The organism is Lysinibacillus sp. RU7, assembly GCF_057837305.1.
Map to the genome: position 1 here is coordinate 1 of NZ_JBYQFK010000297.1, position 239 is coordinate 239.

At 45.6% G+C, this 239-nt stretch carries 1 protein-coding gene; it reads right to left on the reverse strand.

All coding sequences use genetic code 11. The features are described 5' to 3' along the window. A partial coding sequence (locus tag AC3II9_RS22460; RefSeq protein ID WP_489158989.1) for an ATP-binding cassette domain-containing protein occupies positions 1-188 on the reverse strand: 188 nt, incomplete at its 3' end. Positions 189-239 lie beyond the last annotated feature (51 nt).

Genomic DNA, 239 nt, shown 5'->3' on the forward strand with positions numbered 1-239 from the left:
GTGATGCTGCCGGCAGTTGGCTTGTAAAAACCGCTAACGCAATTGAAAACCGTTGTTTTACCCGCCCCATTAGGACCAATAATAGCAAAAATCTCATTTTTGCTTACATCAAAACTTACCGAATCAACCGCCAGCAATCCGCCAAACTGCATCATCAAGCCATCAACGCTTAATATTTTTTTACTCATTGGGAATCTCCACTTGCGGACGTTTTACCGGCAGCAAGCCTTGCGGACGCC